This window comes from Chitinibacter tainanensis DSM 15459 (assembly GCF_000429785.1).
In the GTDB taxonomy this organism is placed as follows: Bacteria; Pseudomonadota; Gammaproteobacteria; order Burkholderiales; family Chitinibacteraceae; genus Chitinibacter; species Chitinibacter tainanensis.
In genome coordinates this window covers 500,349-517,130 of the sequence record NZ_AUCN01000009.1, presented here as the reverse complement: position 1 = coordinate 517,130, position 16,782 = coordinate 500,349, and the positions used below count along the sequence as shown (strand labels likewise).

Below are 16,782 nucleotides of genomic sequence, written 5' to 3'. Positions count from 1 at the left end.
TCATTTAGCAATAAAAAGGTACCCCGTTGGCCAGCACTGGCCAGCCACACTGGGCGCTCAGGATACCCGCCTAGGTATGGCCCGACAATCAAATCTTGGCAAGTACTGCAGCCCAATACCCAACGGAAAAAAGGCTAGCGGGCTGGCAATTGCTCCAGCGGGTTAACCGGCTTGCCATTAATCCGCACTTCAAAATGCAACTTCACCCGATCGGTACCAGTGCGGCCCATGCGTGCAATCGGCTGGCCCTGTTTCACTTGCGTGCCTTCGGTGACCAAAAGGGTTTGATTATGAGCGTAGGTGGTGAGCAGATCGCCAGCGTGGCGAATGATGATCATATGACCATAGGCGCGGATGCCATCGCCGGCGTAGACCACTTTGCCATCGGCCGCGGCCAAAATCGGTTCGCCCTCATTGCCAGCCAGATCAATGCCTTTATTGCGCGGCGGGGCGTAATTGGCGATGACATTGCCACTGTGCGGCCAGCGTAAATTCAGCACTGGGCGTGGCGTGGCGGCCGGCGCCGGGGTGGCAGTCAACACCGGCCGGCTACTCGTGCCGGGGCGGCTGGTGGACTCGCCCCCCGTTACCTTCAGCAACTGGCCCACCTCGATATCGTTATTGCTGAGCTGATTCAGGCGTTTGAGCTGGTCTACCGACAGGCCATGATTTTTGGCGATGCGAAACAAGGTGTCGCCGCCTTGCACGCGGTAAAACCCTTTTGGCGTGGGCCCAGTGCTAATAGGCGCGCTGCTTGTGCCGCAAGCCAGCAGTATGCTCGTCAATACCAAGAGCACCAAGCGCTGCAGACCGATACCCCAGCTCCAGCGCCGCATTATTGTTCCTGGCCAGCGCGCGAAGCCGACAAGCCCAAGGCCAACCAGCCAGCGAGGCCAATTTTTTCCAGCGTGGCAATATTGCGCTCGAAAATCGCCGCAGGCTCAGGAAAGGCCGCCACCGCGCGGGCGATGCTGTCTTCGCGCAGCAGATGCAAGGTGGGATATGGCGCGCGATTGGTGTAATTGCTGATGTCATCGACCTCGGTATCGGCAAACTGAAAATCCGGGTGAAAACTCGCCACCTGCAGTATGCCTTCCAGCGCGTGCTCTTCTACCGCTTCGTCGGCGATTTCCAGTACTTCATTAAACACCGCAAAATCGGGGAATAGCGTGGGGTGAATCAGCAAAGTGGTATCTACCTGCTCGGGGTCGGCGGCAGCGAGAAAATCCAGCTCGCGGTCGAGATCTTCCAGAAAACCATCCAGATGCTTGGCCTCTGACACCACAATGCGCACTTGGTCTTTGACATACACCGCTTTGGCGAACGGGCATAAATTGAGCCCAATCACCGCTTGCTCCAGCCAATGGCGGGTAGCGGCGATGACGGTTGCTGCGGTGGGTGCTGTCAAATCAGACATGGTATTCCTGCTTTAATGGCAAACTGGCTGGATTTTACCGTGCCGGCCGCGGCACTAAAACCCGCGCGGCGGAAAAAAATACCGGCTGTGTAGAACTACCAAACCGCACGGCCTGCCCTCACCGCAGGATTTACGCTTACCGATTGCCGACCATCACCGCAGGAACCCGCCATGCCCAACACCAATGCCAATGCCAATACCAATGCCAATACCAATGCCAATACCAATGCCAATGCCAATGCCAATGCCAATACCAATGCCAATACCAATGCCAACGATACGCTGTCAGCCGCTATGCAAACCGCGTTGATTGCCGCTATTCGCCAGCATCTGCAACTGAATCCGCACGCAGCCGACACCACCGAGGGCGTCACCCTGTTCTGGTTGAGTGATCTGCCGCTGCCACCTAGTGCGGCGCATGTGGCAGATGCTTTGGCGGCACTGCTCGCCAGCGGCGAAGTAGAGGCGCTGACCCTGGCTGGGCGGACAGTGTGGCGCCGAGCACGCGCAGTGTGAGCCTTATACTTCCCCCTGCCGTCATTTACAGGCAAGCTAGCACACTGATTCCCGCCCACTCGTGGAGAACAGCGTGCAAACCACTATTGCCCAGATGATTGCCCTCACTAGCTGGGGCAATGCCCTGCTGCAAGGCCGCATCGCACAGTCCAGCGACTTTTATCCGGGCAATAGCACGTTTCAGTTTTGTGCCGAGGTGGCGTTTTATGCTCTCGATCCGGCGACGGGCAGCTGGCCAAGCCAGCCACTGGCGCGCGATCCATTGGCCTGGCTGCAGCAGCAGGCCGATGCGGGCGTTGAGAAATTCAGCCTCAGCTACTGGCCATCGGGCCATACCGCCGAACACACGACCAGCGACCGGATGGCTGTTGGCTTTGTTGGCGGAGGTGGACGCTGGTTGCTGCTGGCGCACTTCGCCGATGGCGTTGATGTGTGGGAAGCCCGCTGGGAAGTGGGCGAACGTCAGCGGGCTGACCGTAAAATCTGGCAGGTGCGCTATGGGCAGATCGCCCGCCGGGTGAGCGCACCGGCGAGCGAAGTGCTGGCGCTGCCCAAACTACGGGCCCTGCTGGCCAATCAGCTCACCGCCCTCACCACCTTCGCCAGCGAACAAAAAGAGCTGGGCTTTGCCAAAACCTTTGCCCGCGCCTTGGATGATCTGAATACCGCAGCGGCACGGCTAGAAAGCAGCGATCTCACCCCACCCGGTGCGCTGAATCTGTCAGCCCAGCAATTATTAGCCGCTACCGAAACGGCGTGGGTCTTTGGTGGGATGGGCTCGTGGAATGATGTAGGCTTTGCCGGCGCTGAATACGATAGCTATAGCCAGCTATCGGATGAACTGTTTGTGCTCCTGACTCAGGCCTTGGTGCTGGTCGCCAATCACAATGCCGATTTTCCGCGCAAGGCGCAAAAAGCTTGGTGGCAATTCTGGAAAAGCGCGGCGCCTACGCCGGCGTAGCGCGCAACAGCTCAGGCGTGCGCACGATTTCGCGCATGACCACATTGGCCATGTCGCGCAGCATATCCAGCTCGGCTGCGCTCAGCGATTTGGGCTGAGGGTCAATCAGGCACAAAGTACCGATATGGCTGCCATTGGGCGCGATCAGCGGCGCACCCGCATAAAAGCGAATATGGGGCGCCCCAGTCACCAGCGGATTATCGGCAAAGCGCGCATCCAGCAACGCATTTTCGATCACCAGTACGTCATCTTGCAAGATGGCATGCCCACAGAAGGAAATATCGCGTGGGGTTTCTTTGGCATCCAGCCCGCAAATCGACTTAAACCATTGCCGATTGACATCGACCAGACTCACTACCGCAATTTGCACACGAAAAAAACTGGCCGCAGCGCGGGTAAGATTATCAAAACGCTCCTCGGGCGGCGTATCCAGAATCAAAAACTGGCGCAGGGTTTCAATGCGGAGGGCTTCATTGTCGGCCAGGGCTGGGGTTTGCATGGGCTCAATCCTGAGAAAGCCGGTAAGTTACCGGCGAGTAGATAGCCCGATTATAGCGCCTGTGCTGCAACGCGCCATGCGCTAGACCAAAAACTGTGCCGACCGCCACGCTGTGGCGACGGTCGGCATGCCGCTTAATGGCAGTGGCAAGCGCCGCCCGCTGACGCCGTCGCTGGTGCCGGCGTTGGGCTCACCACCGACAGCGGCAAACCTTGCGCCAGTGCCGCGCGCGCCTGCTGCGTTGCGGCCAGCATATTACGCAGTGCTGCTTCGGTTTCGGGCCAGCCGCGGGTTTTCAAGCCGCAATCCGGGTTGATCCACAAACGCTCAGCCGGAATCACCGCCAGCGCCTTGCCGATCAGGCGCAACATTTCTGCCACCTGTGGCACCCGCGGGCTATGAATGTCATACACCCCGGGGCCAATTTCATTCGGGTAGGCAAATTCGCCAAAGGCCTCGAGTAATTCCATATCCGAGCGGCTGGTTTCGATGGTGATCACATCGGCATCCATCGCGGCAATGGCCGGCAAAATATCGTTGAATTCGGCATAGCACATATGAGTGTGAATCTGCGTAGCGTTGCCAACCACGGCGGCCGAAATACGGAAAGCCCGCCCGGCCCAAGCCAGATAGTCAGCCCAATCGCGCTGATGCAGCGGCAAGCCTTCACGGAAAGCCGGCTCATCAATCTGGATAATCCCAATCCCGGCGTTTTCCAGATCTTGCACCTCATCCCGAATCGCCAGCGCGATTTGCGCGCAGGTAGTGGCCCGTGGCTGATCATCGCGCACAAACGACCATTGCAAGATCGTCACCGGCCCGGTGAGCATGCCTTTCATCGGCTGTTGGGTCAGGCTTTGCGCATAGCTGGACCACGCCACGGTCATCGGCTGTGGCCGTGACACATCGCCAAAAATGATCGGCGGTTTCACGCAGCGGCTACCGTAACTTTGCACCCAGCCAAAGCGGGTAAAGGCAAAGCCCGCCAGCTGTTCGCCAAAATACTCCACCATATCGTTACGCTCGGCTTCGCCATGCACCGGTACGTCCAGCCCCAGCTCGGCCTGTTTGGCCACCACCAGGCGAATTTCATCGCGCATCGCGGCTTCATAATCAGCGGCCGCCAACTCGCCGCGTTTAAACGCGGCCCGCGCCGCCCGGATGGCCGTGGTTTGCGGGAAAGAGCCAATCGTGGTGGTGGGCAACAGCGGCAAATTAAAGCGCGCCCGCTGCGCTTGCTGCCGCACCGCAAACGGCGCCGCGCGCTGATCAATCTCGGCCGGCAAACTGGCCAAGCGCTCGCTCACCGACGGATTATGGATGCGTGGCGATTGCCGGCGCGCCGCTTGCGCCGCCGCATTCGCTTCCAGCGCTGCCCGCACTGCGGGCTGATTAATGCCGCCATTAAGCGCTGTTTGTAGTACCTGCAGTTCGTGCAGCTTTTGCCGCGCAAAAGCCAGCCACGATTTAAGCTCAGCATCTAAGTCGTCTTCTTGTGCCAGATCCACCGGCACATGCAAGAGCGAGCAGCTCGGCGCCAGCCATAAACGCGCGCCCAGCTGCGCCTGTAGTGGAGTCAGCCAAGCCAGCGTGGCGGCCAGATCATTCGCCCAGATATTACGGCCATCAATCACCCCCAGCGACAGCGCCTTATCTTGCGGCCAATTGGCGGCAAAAGTCTGGATTTGTGCTGGCGCACGCACCCCATCCAGATGCAGTGCCGCGATCGGTAGTTGCGCCAACAGCGCCTGATGCGCACTCACATCGGCAAAATACGTCGCCAGCACAATCGCCAGCCCTTGCCCGGCCAAGGCCTGATAGGTAGGGGCAAACGCGGCCAGCCAGCTTGCCGGTAGATCCAGCCCCAAGATCGGCTCATCCAACTGAATTTGCTTCACGCCCAAACTCGCCAGCCGATTTAGCACCCGGGTATAGCCCTCAACGCAGCGCGCTAGAAGGTCTAGCTTGTCATACCCCTCTTGCTTGCATTTAGACAACCATAAGAAGGTCAGCGGGCCGGGCAACACGGCCTTCACCGCGTGGCCCTGCGTCAGCGCGTCTTCCACTTCATGGAAAAACCAATCCACCCCACCGGCAAAGGCCGTGCTGCTGCTGAGTTCAGGTACCAGATAGTGGTAATTGGTATCGAAATACTTGGTCATCTCCAGCGCAAACTGGTCGGTATTGCCGCGCGCCAGTTCAAAATACTGGCTAAGGGTCAGCGTTTTGGCATTAAAACCAAAGCGCGCCGGCAAGGCGCCGAGCAAGGCGGCGGTATTTAAAATCTGGTCGTACCAGGCAAAATCGCCCACGGTCACCCAGTTCAGGCCCGCCTCGGCCTGCCAGCGCCAGTGCTGGCGGCGCAGCTGCTGCCCCACCTGTGTCAGCTCAGCTTCGCTGCTCTCGCCGCGCCAGAAACGCTCCAACGCAAATTTCAGCTCGCGCTGCGCGCCTATCCGTGGAAAACCCAGAATATGGCTGCTAACGGCATTTGGGGTGGCGCTGGCATTTGATGTATTAGTATTGCTCATCACTTTTTCCTGATTAATGAATGTGATTTGCATACTACGCCGCCGCACGCTATGATTACAGCTCATTATTTTTGTATTAAGTATGAATTTAGCTAATCAATGGAGCCGCCATGCAATCGCTGCTGGAGTTACGCCATCTGAAAACCATTCTGGCGATTGCCGAAGCCGGCAGCCTCACCCGTGCGGCCGAGCGCCTACATCTGACCCAATCGGCGCTGTCGCATCAGGTGCGCCTGCTAGAAGATCACTACGGCTTGCCCCTGTTTACCCGCAAATCCAGCCCGCTCAAACTCACGGCGGCGGGCGAAAAACTGGCACAACTGGCCACCCATGTTTTGCCGCAGGTCGCCAGCACCGAGCGCGATATTGCCCGCCTGCGCGAAGGCCAGGCCGGCCAGCTGCGTATCGCGGTGGAATGCCACACTTGTTTTGATTGGCTGATGCCCGCCATGGATCAGTTTCGCCAGCATTGGCCCGAGGTCGAGCTCGATATCGTCTCGGGCTTTCATGCCGACCCGGTGCAGCTTTTGTTTGAAGATCGCGCCGATCTGGCGATTGTGTCGGAAGTGGAAAGCCAGCCGGAACTCGCGCATTTGCCGCTGTTTAGCTACGACATGGTGGCGCTGCTGGCCAATGATCACCCGCTGGTGCACAAGCCCTATTTAGAGGCCGCCGACTTTGCCGAGGAAACACTGATCACCTATCCGGTGCCGGATGAAATGCTGGATTTGCTGCGCAAAGTACTCAAACCCGCTGGCATCAATCCCAAACGCCGCCCCACTGAGCTGACGGTAGCGATGCTGCAGCTAGTGGCCAGCCGGCGCGGCGTGGCGGCTTTACCGCGCTGGAGTGTGCAGGGCTATCTGGAGCGCGGCTATGTGCAGGCCAAGCCGATTACGGCACAAGGCCTCACCAGCGAGCTCTATGCCGTATTGCATAGTGAACGCGCCAGCGCGGCCTATCTGACGGATTTTGTCGATACCATGCGCACGGTGAGCGTGCAGAATCTACCTGATGTAGTGCTGCTGTGAACTCTGTTGAGGGTAACGGCGGCCAGCCCGGCCATTTCAGCCACCAACAGTAGTTAAGACCCAGCACCAAAAACAAAGCCCCGCAATGCGGGGCTTTGTTTTAAGCTAGGGTGGCCAGCGCGCGAGAGCGGCTAGGCCTTAGGCTTATGATTTGATCAGAATCTCGTTGTAACGCACAGTCACCGCCGCTTCGAGCTCTTCACCGCTTGGCATCCGGCGCTGGCTCACCAGCAGGTTTTGCAACACTTTTTCCGCTTCGCGCAGCAAATAGCGCTTGCGTTGACGGGTGCTCAGACGTTTCATTTTGGCGTTCATGCACATACTCCTGATGGAAAATCCTGGCCATTATACGCCGGCTGGCGCTGGCCGCGGCGCTTAGCCGACGATAACCGGTGCGCCGCTGGGCATTTTGCTCAAATTGGGCGGCGGGGTAATACCCATCGAGACATAAATACTGGTGAGTTTATCTACCCCGATATTGGCCGGACGGATCCAGTCTTTGGGCACATACAAGAGCCCACCACCAATCGGCACCGGCGCCGTCGGCACCAGCACCACCTGATACACGCGCCCTTCGATCTCCACCGGATCGGGGTTGGGCATCAGCGCCAGCACGGCCACGCCATCGCCACCAAACAGACACCACACCGGGCTCATGGCGGCGATATCGGCATCTTGCTTTTGATCCAAAAGCCCAACAAAACGATCGGCCAGATTATACAAACTGCCAATCACCGGAATCCGCCGCACCGTGCGATCCACCAGCGCGGCCAGCGGCTTTTTAAGCCGCGACTGCACCACAATCCCCAGGCAATAAATCGCCATCAGCAGCAAACAGGTGCCAGTGAGGTATTGCAGTACCGGGTTTTTGACAAAACTCTGGCCAAAATAGGCAAATAACTGACCCACCAGACTTTTCGGCCCGATATAGGTATTGAGCAGATTAATCGCCCAGGCCAGCAGCGAAATCGTCACGGCGAGCGGCAACAAAGCCAAGAGACCCGCCAGCCAGGTGCCCAGCACGCTTTGCATACTACGTTTGATCAAACCACACTCCTTTGGGGTATTGGGCTAGACGAATTGAAACAATTAGCCTCGCGCACTATACCAGCCAGGGTATTACAGTTTTGGGATTTTAATCCGGCTAATCATCAGCGAGCCGGATGCGGCAAACAGCAGCGTGAGCCAATGCAGGTGAAAGCCAAACAGCGTGATCGAGCCCAGCCATAAATTCGGCCCCAGCGCGCCTTGCGTAGCCACCCAGGTAAGCACTAACACCAGCACCAGCGAGGTGGGAATGGGCGTGCCTTCAAAGTATTTCACCTTGTCGCCACCTTCCGACAAAGCCTCGGCGGTGACATTGTAACGCGCCAGCCGTGACACCCCGCAAGCCACAAAAAACACCAAAATCACCCGGTCATACAGCCCCTGCATGCCGCAGGCATAGCCCATCACCGCCGGCGCCACGCCGAAGGAAATCACATCGGCCAGCGAATCGAGCTCGCGTCCCAGGGCCGAAGATTTTTGCCGCCAGCGGGCAATGCGCCCATCCAGCACATCAAACACGAGGGCGCAAATCAGCAGCGCAGTGGCGAAATACACATGCAGCACATCGCCCAGCTGCAAATACGACATCACCGCAAACAGCGCGCCGGTGCCGCAAATGGCATTGCCGAGGGTAAACCAGTCGGCAAGATGGAATTCGCGAATCATCGCGAAAGGTTTGGGTTTATTCATGTTCTTTCCAGAGCCAGCCTCGCGGTCAGCCACACTTCAGGCGGCAACCGCAGCGCGGTATTTGGCCATCAGCTTCACATAGTGCGCGGCCGAATAATTAAAATGCGCCAGCTCTTCTTCAGTGAGCGCGCGGACTTCCTTGGCCGGGCGGCCCATATACAGATAGCCGGATTTGAGCACCTTGCCCGGCGGCACCAGTGAGCCTGCGCCAATCATCACGCGATCTTCGATCACCACCCGATCAAGTACGATGGTGCCCATGCCGATCAGGCATTCATTGCCAATGGTGCAGCCATGCAGCATCACGCCATGACCAATGGTCACGCGTTCGCCAATGATCAGCGGCGCACCTTCCGGGTCATCCGGGCGTTTGTGCGTCACATGCAGCACGCTGCAATCTTGCACATTGCTATCACGGCCGATGCGAATATGGTTGACATCGCCGCGCACCACCGCGCCCGGCCACACCGAAACGTTGTCGCCCAATACAGTGTCGCCAATCACGCTGGCCTGTGGGTGCACCCAGGCGCCAGCGCCCAGTTGCGGAGTGATGCCATCAAAAGTTTCGACTGCCATGGTTTATCCTTTAGCCGGGCCGGCGCGCTTGAATTGCCGTCGCCACACCCCATCTACTGAGCATTAATGTCAGCATTCTACCTGAGCGACCCCATGACGACGAATACCGCTGCGCAAGCCACCGCCAATCCGCTGCTGGATTTTACTACCCTCCCCCGGTATGACGCCATCAAGCCCGAGCATGTTACGCCTGCGCTGGATACCCTACTGGAAAATGCCAGCGCAGCCATCAAGGCGGCCGAGGCCATTACCGAGCCCAGCTGGGATGCGCTAGCGGTACTGGAAGAACCTCTGGAGCAGTTGGGCCGCGCCTGGGGCGTGGTGGGGCATCTGGAATCGGTGGTAAATACCCCTGAGCTACGCGAGGCCTACAACAGCAATATTCCGCGCATTGCCAATTTCTTTACCGAGCTGGGGCAAAATGAACAGCTATTTGCGCTGTATAAAGGCGTAAAGGCGCGTGAATACCAGACCTTAAACCCAACCCGGCAAGTGGTCATCGATGACGCCATTCGCGGCTTTGTGCTGTCGGGGGCTGAATTACCAGCGGCGCAAAAACAGCGCTTTAAAGAAATCGAAGAAAAGCTCTCTGAGCTCACCACCCGCTTCTCGCAAAATGTGCTGGATGCTACCGATGACTTTGCGCTCTACCTCAGCCGCGAAGAGCTGGCCGGCCTGCCCGATGACAATCTGGCCGCCGCCGCCCAGCAAGCCCACGCCGATGGGTATGAAGGCCAGTACAAAATCACCCTCAAGGCGCCCAGCTATATTCCGGTGATGCAGTATGTGCAAAACCGCGCTCTGCGCGAGCAACTGTACAAAGCCTACGTCACCCGCGCGGCCGAATTTGGCAAGCCCGAATGGGATAATGGTGTGCTGATTCCGGAAATCCTGGCGCTGCGCCAAGAAAGCGCCCAGCTTTTGGGCCACGCCAATTTTGGCGAAACCTCGCTGATCACCAAAATGGCCGATAGCCCCGAGCAAGTACTGGGTTTCCTGCGCGACCTGGGCGAGCGCGCCAAACCGTATATGCTGGCCGATCGCGCCGAGCTGGAAGCCTTTGCCAAGGCCGAATTTGGTATTGAAAAGCTCGAAGCGTGGGATGTTGCTTTGGTATCCGAGCGCCTGCGCGAGCAGAAATACTCGTTTAGCGAGCAGGAAGTGAAGCAATACTTCACCGAGCCAACGGTGCTGGAAGGCTTGTTCAGCCTAATTTCACGCTTGTATGGCCTGCAATTTGTGCCGGCTGAGGCTGCGGTGTGGCATCCGGATGTACGCTACTACGAGCTGAAAAACACTGATGGCTCATTAGTCGGTGGGTTGTATATGGATCTGCACGCCCGCGAAGGCAAACAAGGCGGCGCGTGGATGAATGATGTGCGCGGCCGCAAATTGCGCGCCGATGGCAGCGTGCAAACGCCGGTGGCCCTGATCGTGTGTAATTTCGCCAGCGGCGTAGATGGTAAAGACGCGATGCTGCCGCACGATGATGTGATTACCCTTTTCCACGAAATGGGCCACGCACTGCACCACTTGCTGACTGAAGTGGATGAGCTGGAAGTATCGGGCATTAGCGGCGTGGAGTGGGATGCGGTCGAGCTACCGAGCCAGTTTATGGAGAATTTCTGCTGGGAATGGCAGGTATTGCCAGCGCTCACCCGCCATATCGAGACGTCTGAAGCATTACCCCGTGCCCTATTCGATAAAATGCTGGCGGCGAAAAACTTCCACAGTGGCTCGGGCCTGCAGCGCCAGCTGTATTTCTCGATTTTTGATATGGCCCTGCATCAGCAAACGGCGGGGATTTCGGCTGGGGATTTAAGCGCCTTTGCGCAGCAAGTGCAGCAGGAACTGGCGCTGCCTTTGCCACCGGAATACAACCGCTTCCCGCAATCGTTTAGCCATATTTTTGCCGGTGGCTATGCCGCAGGGTATTACAGCTATAAATGGGCCGAAGTGCTCAGCGCCGATGCTTATGCTGCCTTTGAAGAAGCCGCGGCCAGCAGTGGTGGCAGTGTGGTCGACCCGGCCGTTGGCGCACGCTTCCGCCGTGAGATTCTGGCGGTGGGCGGCTCACGTCCGGCGGCCGATTCATTCGCGGCTTTTCGCGGTCGCGCACCAAGCATTGATGCCCTGCTGCGCCACAATGGCTTGGTAGGCGCGTAAAGCCCAGCCTGCCAGCTGTTTCGCTGCTCATACAGCAAAAAGCCCCGCCAAGCGGGGCTTTTTTTATATTCTGCAGCTTAGGCTGAGAGCAGTTTTTGCTGCAGCTCTTCCTGAAACGCATCCAGATCAGTCTCGGTCATGCCCAAGTGCGCCAGCGCCGCAGCAAAATGCCCGTCACCCACTTCCTGATCGGCCTCGGCGTAGTAATCCAGCAAGAGCCGCTCGGTAATCTGCACGATGGCGATCAAGGTCAGCGCCCCTGCGGGCAGTGTGCTTTCCGGCAATTTGTACAGTTCGGGCTCATGGTGGTAGCGGATCGCTTTGCCGATTAAGGCTGGCAGCCCCCAATTGCGAATGAGCAAAGCCCCCACCACCGGGTGCGTACAGGGGAAATAATCGGTTTCGGCATCAATCTGCAGTTGCTTGACCTCACGACAATTGATCAGCACCTGCGGGTATTCTGAATAGCGCTGCGCCATCAAAGGCTGGCCGACGTCATGAAACAGCGCATACAGATAGGCGGCATCTAGCGCTACCCCACTGTGCTGCCGCGCCAATAAGCCTGCAGCCTGAGCGAGTAATACCGTGCGCGTCCAGAAAGCTTCGGTATAGGGGTTGCCCAGCTGCATGGTGGCTTTCAGCGCCGCCGTCATCACAATGCAGTGAATGTTGCGTGTGCCTAAGCGCTCCAAAGCCGACAAGACATTGCTGGTGGGTTTGCTGGCGGAAAACAGCGGTGAATTGGCCATTTTCAACACCTTGGCCAAGAGCCCGGCATCGGCGGCAATCAGCCGTGCTAACTTGCGTAAATCGGGATCATCGCGCTGGGCTTCCAGCATGGCTTCTTGCACCACGGCCGAGCAGGAAGGAATATCGACCGAGGCTAAAACTTGCTCGATATCTTCAGGGGAAAGTTCATGAGGGTGGCCCATCTGGCACTCCGGCAGGCACACCGGGCAAAGCCGGCAACACTCCACTATAGAAGCACTTCCCCCTGCTTTGCCAAGCCAAATCCAACCCCAAGCCAACAATCGGGCTACATCAGCTGTCAGCTCTTGCAGTGTCCGACCAGTGGTCAGTCAGCGGCAATAATATTTGCCAGCCAAAGACAGACGCTGCCCAAGTTTACTCCGCGCGCAACCAGCCCAGCTGGCCGTGGCAACTCTCGTTCAGCTGGGCCACCAGTGCTACCTCGTTACTGGCCACGATACTGAAGCAAAATTCCACCAAACTGCCGTGCTGCACCTCCATACTGGCAGGGGTATAAGCCGCTAACACTCGACGTACATGGCCTTCCAATGCATACGGCACAGTGCAGCGCAGGCTACACATTTTTTGCTGCGCCACTTTTTCGGCCAGCAGCAGCGCCTGCGCCACCGAATCGGTGTAAGCTCGCACAAGGCCACCGGCGCCCAGTTTAACGCCACCAAAATAGCGCACCACCGTGGCCAGCACGCCTTCTAGCTCTTGATGGCGTAATACTTCCAGCATGGGCCGGCCGGCCGTGCCCGAGGGCTCGCCATCATCCACTGCTGCCGACTGCCCGCCGGCCAGCAAGGCCCAGCACACATGCGCGGCATCAGGATGTTCGGCCTTTAATTGGGCCACAATCGCCTGCGCCGCGGCACGGTCAGCCACCGGCTGCACCGCAGCCAGAAAGCGGCTTTTTTTGATCACCAGTTCATAGTGGGCGGGCTGAGCCAGCGTGTAGGGCATGCAAAAACCTAAAGGGCTAATTCTAAGGGGCAAAAGAAAACACCCCTTGCGGGGCGTTCGGGATCATACCTTGGGCGGTGAAACCGCCGCAATTGCAGTGTTCAGTTCGGTTACCAGGGGCGTGGGCGAGGCTGACGATTAGCCGCGCGCTGCTCTTCAGCTTCGGCAACGGTTAATAAGCGTAGCGCCAACTCGGGCTCGCGTGGCATTGCCGCCATGCTGTGCAGCGCAGACCATTCAGCTTCGCCGCTGGCCGGGCATTCGCGTTCCCAGCTGCCTGCAGACATATCCAGAACATTTAACATGATGTGGCCCTCCCGATCATTACTGTATTGAAGACCCTTACAACTTGATCCTTACAATCAGAATATCGGCCTGCCAGGGGCAAATTTCAATCCCTTTATACTGTTTTGCGCAAAAAAAAGCTGAACGGTCACTCCGCGCCGTTCAGCGTCTTGGTCCAGTGACACTGCTCGCCGCACCAATCGGCGCTGAACATGCCAATCACCCAACAGTGCCTGTAGCACTATATGCCCAACGGCAATCGACTGGCCGTCGGTATTTATGCGCAAAAAAAGGGAAGCAGATCGCTTCCCTTTTGATAGTGACGCGGGGGCTTAGCTGTAATTATCCATGCTCGGGCAAGAACAAATCAGGTTACGGTCGCCGTACACGTCATCAATCCGGTTCACCGATGGCCAGAACTTGTTATCCAGCACGTACGGCAATGGGAAGAACGCCGTGTCGCGGCTGTAGGCGCGGTTCCACTCGCCGCTGATATCACCTTTGCTGTGCGGTGCGTTTTTCAGCGGATTGTCTTCCAGCGTCCACTCGCCCGCTTCCACTTTGGCGATTTCATTGCGAATCGACACCATCGCCGCGATAAAGCGGTCGAGTTCAGGTTTAGCTTCTGATTCAGTTGGCTCAATCATCAGCGTACCGGACACTGGGAAGCTCATCGTCGGCGCGTGGAAACCATAGTCCATCAGGCGTTTAGCGATATCGACTTCGGTAATGCCGCTCGCGGCTTTCAACGGACGAATGTCGATAATACACTCGTGCGCCACGCGACCATTGGCACCGCTGTACAGCACTGGATAATGCGCGCCGAGTTTCTTCGCTACGTAGTTAGCATTCAGCAAGGCGATTTCAGTCGCACGTTTCATGCCCGCTGCGCCCATCATCGTGATATACATCCACGAAATCGGCAGAATTGACGCCGAGCCAAATTGCGCAGCAGAAACCGCACCTTGGCCTTGCGCTACGCTCGCGTCACCCACGGTGATTGGCGCCACGGCGTGGTTAGCCATAAACGGAGCCAAGTGCGCCGCCAAGCCGATTGGGCCCATACCTGGGCCGCCGCCGCCGTGTGGGATGCAGAAGGTTTTGTGCAGATTCATGTGGCTTACATCCGCGCCGATGTCGGCCGGACGCGTTAAGCCCACTTGCGCGTTCAAGTTCGCGCCGTCCATATACACCTGACCACCAAACTGATGCACCGTTGCGCAAATTTCTTTCACTGCCGCTTCAAATACACCGTGCGTCGATGGGTAAGTCAGCATCAGCGCCGCGAGGTTGTCTTTGTGCAACTCAGCTTTGGCCTTCAAATCGGCAACATCGACGTTACCGCTTTCGTCGCAATCAACCACCACCACCTGCATATTCATCATCTGCGCAGTCGCGGGGTTGGTGCCGTGCGCTGATTTTGGAATCAGGCAGATATTGCGATGCGCATCGCCACGGCTCTCATGGTAACGGCTAATCGCCAGCAAACCAGCGTATTCGCCCTGCGCGCCAGAGTTAGGCTGCATACAAATCGCAGCAAAACCCGTGATGGCCTTCAATTGATCCGCCAAGGTATCAACCAAGATTTGGTAGCCTTGCGTTTGCTCGGCTGGCGCGAACGGGTGGATATTGCCAAACTCGGGCCAAGTCACCGGAATCATTTCGCTGGTGGCGTTCAATTTCATCGTGCAGCTGCCCAATGAAATCATTGAGTGATTCAGCGCCAAGTCACGGTTTTCAAGGCGTTTCAGGTAACGCAGCATTTCGTGTTCGGTGTGATAGCTATTGAACACCGGATGCGTCAGGTAGGACGAAGTACGAACTAATTCAGCCGGAATCGCATCGCTGGCTGCAGCGTCGAGCACAGCCAGATCTATATCCTTACCGGTAAAGAGTTTCAGCAAAGTGGCCAGATCGTCAGCCGACGCCGCTTCATGGAAAGCCACGCCCAATACGCTGTCAGAGACTTGGCGCAGGTTATAGCCCGCATCTTGCGCAGCTTGGTAAACCGCAGCAGCGTTACTTAATTCAACTTGTACTGTATCAAAGAAGGCGCTGTGCACCACTTTGCCGCCATTCTGAATCACACCCGCAGCAAACAGCGCCGCCAAGCGATGTACGCGTTGCGCGATGCGTTTTACGCCCGCTGGGCCGTGGTATACGGCGTACATGCCGGCCATATTGGCGAGCAAGACTTGCGAGGTACAAATATTCGAGTTGGCTTTTTCACGCCGGATATGTTGCTCGCGCGTTTGCAGCGCCATTCTTAAAGCTGTCTTCCCTTTGGCGTCGATCGACACACCAATAATGCGACCCGGTGCCGAGCGTTTCATCTCGTCTTTAAACGCGAAATACGCCGCGTGTGGGCCACCAAAGCCCATCGGCACGCCAAAGCGTTGCGTGTTACCCACCGCCACGTCGGCACCCAATTCTGCTGGCGACTTCAATACCGCCAAGGACAGTAAATCGGCTGCCACAATCGCTACGCCGCCTTTGGCTTTCAGCGCTGCAATCGGGCCAGACAAATCAGTCACCACACCATCAGCGCCCGGATATTGGAACAACGCGCCGAAGTAATCACCATTACCCACATCGCTAGCTGCGCCAACCACAACTTCAAAACCGAAGTATTTCGCGCGAGTGCGCACCACGTCTAGCGTCTGAGGCAATACCTGTGCATCCACAAAGAACACATCAGTCTTGGCTTTCGATACGCGACGCGCCATCGCCATCGCTTCAGCCGCCGCAGTCGCTTCGTCGAGCAAGGAAGCGTTCGCCAATTCCAAACCAGTAAAGTCGATCACCATTTGCTGGTAGTTCAGCAAGGCTTCCAAGCGGCCTTGCGCAATTTCAGCTTGGTAAGGCGTGTACGCGGTGTACCAGCCTGGGTTTTCGAGCACATTGCGCAAAATCACGCCCGGCGTCAGATTGGGGTAGTAGCCCAAGCCGATGAAGGATTTTTTGATGATGTTTTTGCTGGCGATGGCTTTGAGTTTGGCCAGCGCTTCGTGCTCGGGCATTGCATCAGGCAGGTTCAGCGCTTGGTTAAAACGGATATCAGCCGGAATCGTTTGGCCAACCAGATCATCCAATGATGTTGCGCCGATTTCGGAGAGCATCGCAGCTTGGTCGGCGCTGTTGGGGCCGATGTGGCGAGCGACAAATTCATCGCGATTAAACAAAGTAGAAAGCGTCATGAGGTACCTTCAGGGTCAAGGCGTAGCAAAGCGCAGCTATTAAGCCGCGCTTTGCGATAAATTATTCTTTTAAATCAGTGCAATACAAGCTAAAACACAAACTCGAGCGAGAAGCCCAATGGCAAGGCAAGTTATCCGCGAAAAACCGGA

16 protein-coding genes are annotated in these 16,782 nt (G+C 57.4%); 4 read left to right on the top strand and 12 right to left on the bottom strand.

Features of this window, described 5'->3' with window-relative positions; all coding sequences use genetic code 11:
• Positions 1 to 134 precede the first annotated feature (134 nt).
• Both G482_RS0103615 and G482_RS0103610 read right to left on the bottom strand, forming a co-directional pair.
• Positions 135 to 836, bottom strand: coding sequence for a peptidoglycan DD-metalloendopeptidase family protein (locus G482_RS0103615; protein WP_028448886.1), 702 nt, complete (start codon positions 834 to 836; stop codon positions 135 to 137).
• The gene (locus G482_RS0103610; protein WP_034618675.1) at positions 836 to 1,417 is read right to left on the bottom strand and encodes a DUF1415 domain-containing protein; all 582 of its coding nucleotides are present in this window, start codon (positions 1,415 to 1,417) and stop codon (positions 836 to 838) included. Before G482_RS0103610 ends, G482_RS0103615 begins: the two co-directional genes overlap by 1 nt.
• A gap of 171 nt (positions 1,418 to 1,588) precedes the next feature.
• Between G482_RS0103610 and G482_RS20465 the strand changes: the two genes are divergently transcribed.
• Together G482_RS20465 and G482_RS0103600 are read left to right on the top strand one after the other, a co-directional pair.
• Positions 1,589 to 1,933: a hypothetical protein gene (locus G482_RS20465; RefSeq protein ID WP_034618674.1), complete on the top strand. Its 345-nt coding sequence runs from the start codon at positions 1,589 to 1,591 to the stop codon at positions 1,931 to 1,933.
• 73 nt (positions 1,934 to 2,006) lie between these two features.
• Complete coding sequence (locus G482_RS0103600) at positions 2,007 to 2,894, top strand: hypothetical protein (protein WP_034618672.1); 888 nt, start codon at positions 2,007 to 2,009, stop codon at positions 2,892 to 2,894.
• On the opposite strand, the gene G482_RS17140 is transcribed toward G482_RS0103600, so the two are convergent.
• Positions 2,881 to 3,393, bottom strand: a complete 513-nt coding sequence (locus G482_RS17140; RefSeq protein ID WP_051258687.1) for a GAF domain-containing protein — start codon at positions 3,391 to 3,393, stop codon at positions 2,881 to 2,883. The genes G482_RS0103600 and G482_RS17140 overlap by 14 nt on opposite strands.
• Positions 3,394 to 3,527: 134 nt before the next feature.
• The gene (gene metE, locus G482_RS17135; protein ID WP_051258726.1) at positions 3,528 to 5,924 is read right to left on the bottom strand and encodes a 5-methyltetrahydropteroyltriglutamate--homocysteine S-methyltransferase; all 2,397 of its coding nucleotides are present in this window, start codon (positions 5,922 to 5,924) and stop codon (positions 3,528 to 3,530) included.
• Between the two features lie 110 nt (positions 5,925 to 6,034).
• Here metE and G482_RS0103585 point away from each other — a divergent pair, with 110 nt between their 5' ends.
• Complete coding sequence (locus tag G482_RS0103585; protein WP_028448883.1) at positions 6,035 to 6,955, top strand: LysR family transcriptional regulator; 921 nt, start codon at positions 6,035 to 6,037, stop codon at positions 6,953 to 6,955.
• Between the two features lie 144 nt (positions 6,956 to 7,099).
• Here G482_RS0103585 and G482_RS20255 read toward each other — a convergent pair whose 3' ends face one another.
• From G482_RS20255 to G482_RS0103565, 4 genes are all read right to left on the bottom strand, one after another.
• Positions 7,100 to 7,270: a hypothetical protein gene (locus G482_RS20255; RefSeq protein ID WP_156129025.1), complete on the bottom strand. Its 171-nt coding sequence runs from the start codon at positions 7,268 to 7,270 to the stop codon at positions 7,100 to 7,102.
• 60 nt (positions 7,271 to 7,330) lie between these two features.
• Positions 7,331 to 8,002 carry a DUF502 domain-containing protein gene (locus G482_RS0103575; RefSeq protein ID WP_028448882.1) on the bottom strand — a complete coding sequence of 224 codons (672 nt, stop codon included), beginning with the start codon at positions 8,000 to 8,002 and terminating at the stop codon, positions 7,331 to 7,333.
• A 72-nt stretch (positions 8,003 to 8,074) separates the two neighbouring features.
• Positions 8,075 to 8,692: a CDP-alcohol phosphatidyltransferase family protein gene (locus G482_RS0103570; RefSeq protein ID WP_028448881.1), complete on the bottom strand. Its 618-nt coding sequence runs from the start codon at positions 8,690 to 8,692 to the stop codon at positions 8,075 to 8,077.
• 36 nt (positions 8,693 to 8,728) lie between these two features.
• Positions 8,729 to 9,268: a gamma carbonic anhydrase family protein gene (locus G482_RS0103565; RefSeq protein WP_028448880.1), complete on the bottom strand. Its 540-nt coding sequence runs from the start codon at positions 9,266 to 9,268 to the stop codon at positions 8,729 to 8,731.
• 93 nt (positions 9,269 to 9,361) lie between these two features.
• Between G482_RS0103565 and G482_RS0103560 the strand changes: the two genes are divergently transcribed.
• Entirely contained in the window at positions 9,362 to 11,434 is a 2,073-nt protein-coding gene (locus G482_RS0103560; RefSeq protein ID WP_028448879.1) for a M3 family metallopeptidase, read from the top strand.
• A 77-nt stretch (positions 11,435 to 11,511) separates the two neighbouring features.
• Here G482_RS0103560 and G482_RS0103555 read toward each other — a convergent pair whose 3' ends face one another.
• The 4 genes from G482_RS0103555 to gcvP form a co-directional block, all read right to left on the bottom strand.
• On the bottom strand, positions 11,512 to 12,366 hold the full coding sequence (locus tag G482_RS0103555) for an HDOD domain-containing protein (protein WP_028448878.1): 855 nt from the start codon (positions 12,364 to 12,366) through the stop codon (positions 11,512 to 11,514).
• 193 nt (positions 12,367 to 12,559) lie between these two features.
• Entirely contained in the window at positions 12,560 to 13,150 is a 591-nt protein-coding gene (locus G482_RS0103550; RefSeq protein WP_028448877.1) for an IMPACT family protein, read from the bottom strand.
• Positions 13,151 to 13,260: 110 nt separating this feature from the next.
• The gene (locus G482_RS0103545) at positions 13,261 to 13,455 is read right to left on the bottom strand and encodes a hypothetical protein (RefSeq protein ID WP_028448876.1); all 195 of its coding nucleotides are present in this window, start codon (positions 13,453 to 13,455) and stop codon (positions 13,261 to 13,263) included.
• Positions 13,456 to 13,767: 312 nt separating this feature from the next.
• Entirely contained in the window at positions 13,768 to 16,632 is a 2,865-nt protein-coding gene (gcvP, locus tag G482_RS0103540; RefSeq protein ID WP_028448875.1) for an aminomethyl-transferring glycine dehydrogenase, read from the bottom strand.
• Positions 16,633 to 16,782: the final 150 nt, after the last annotated feature.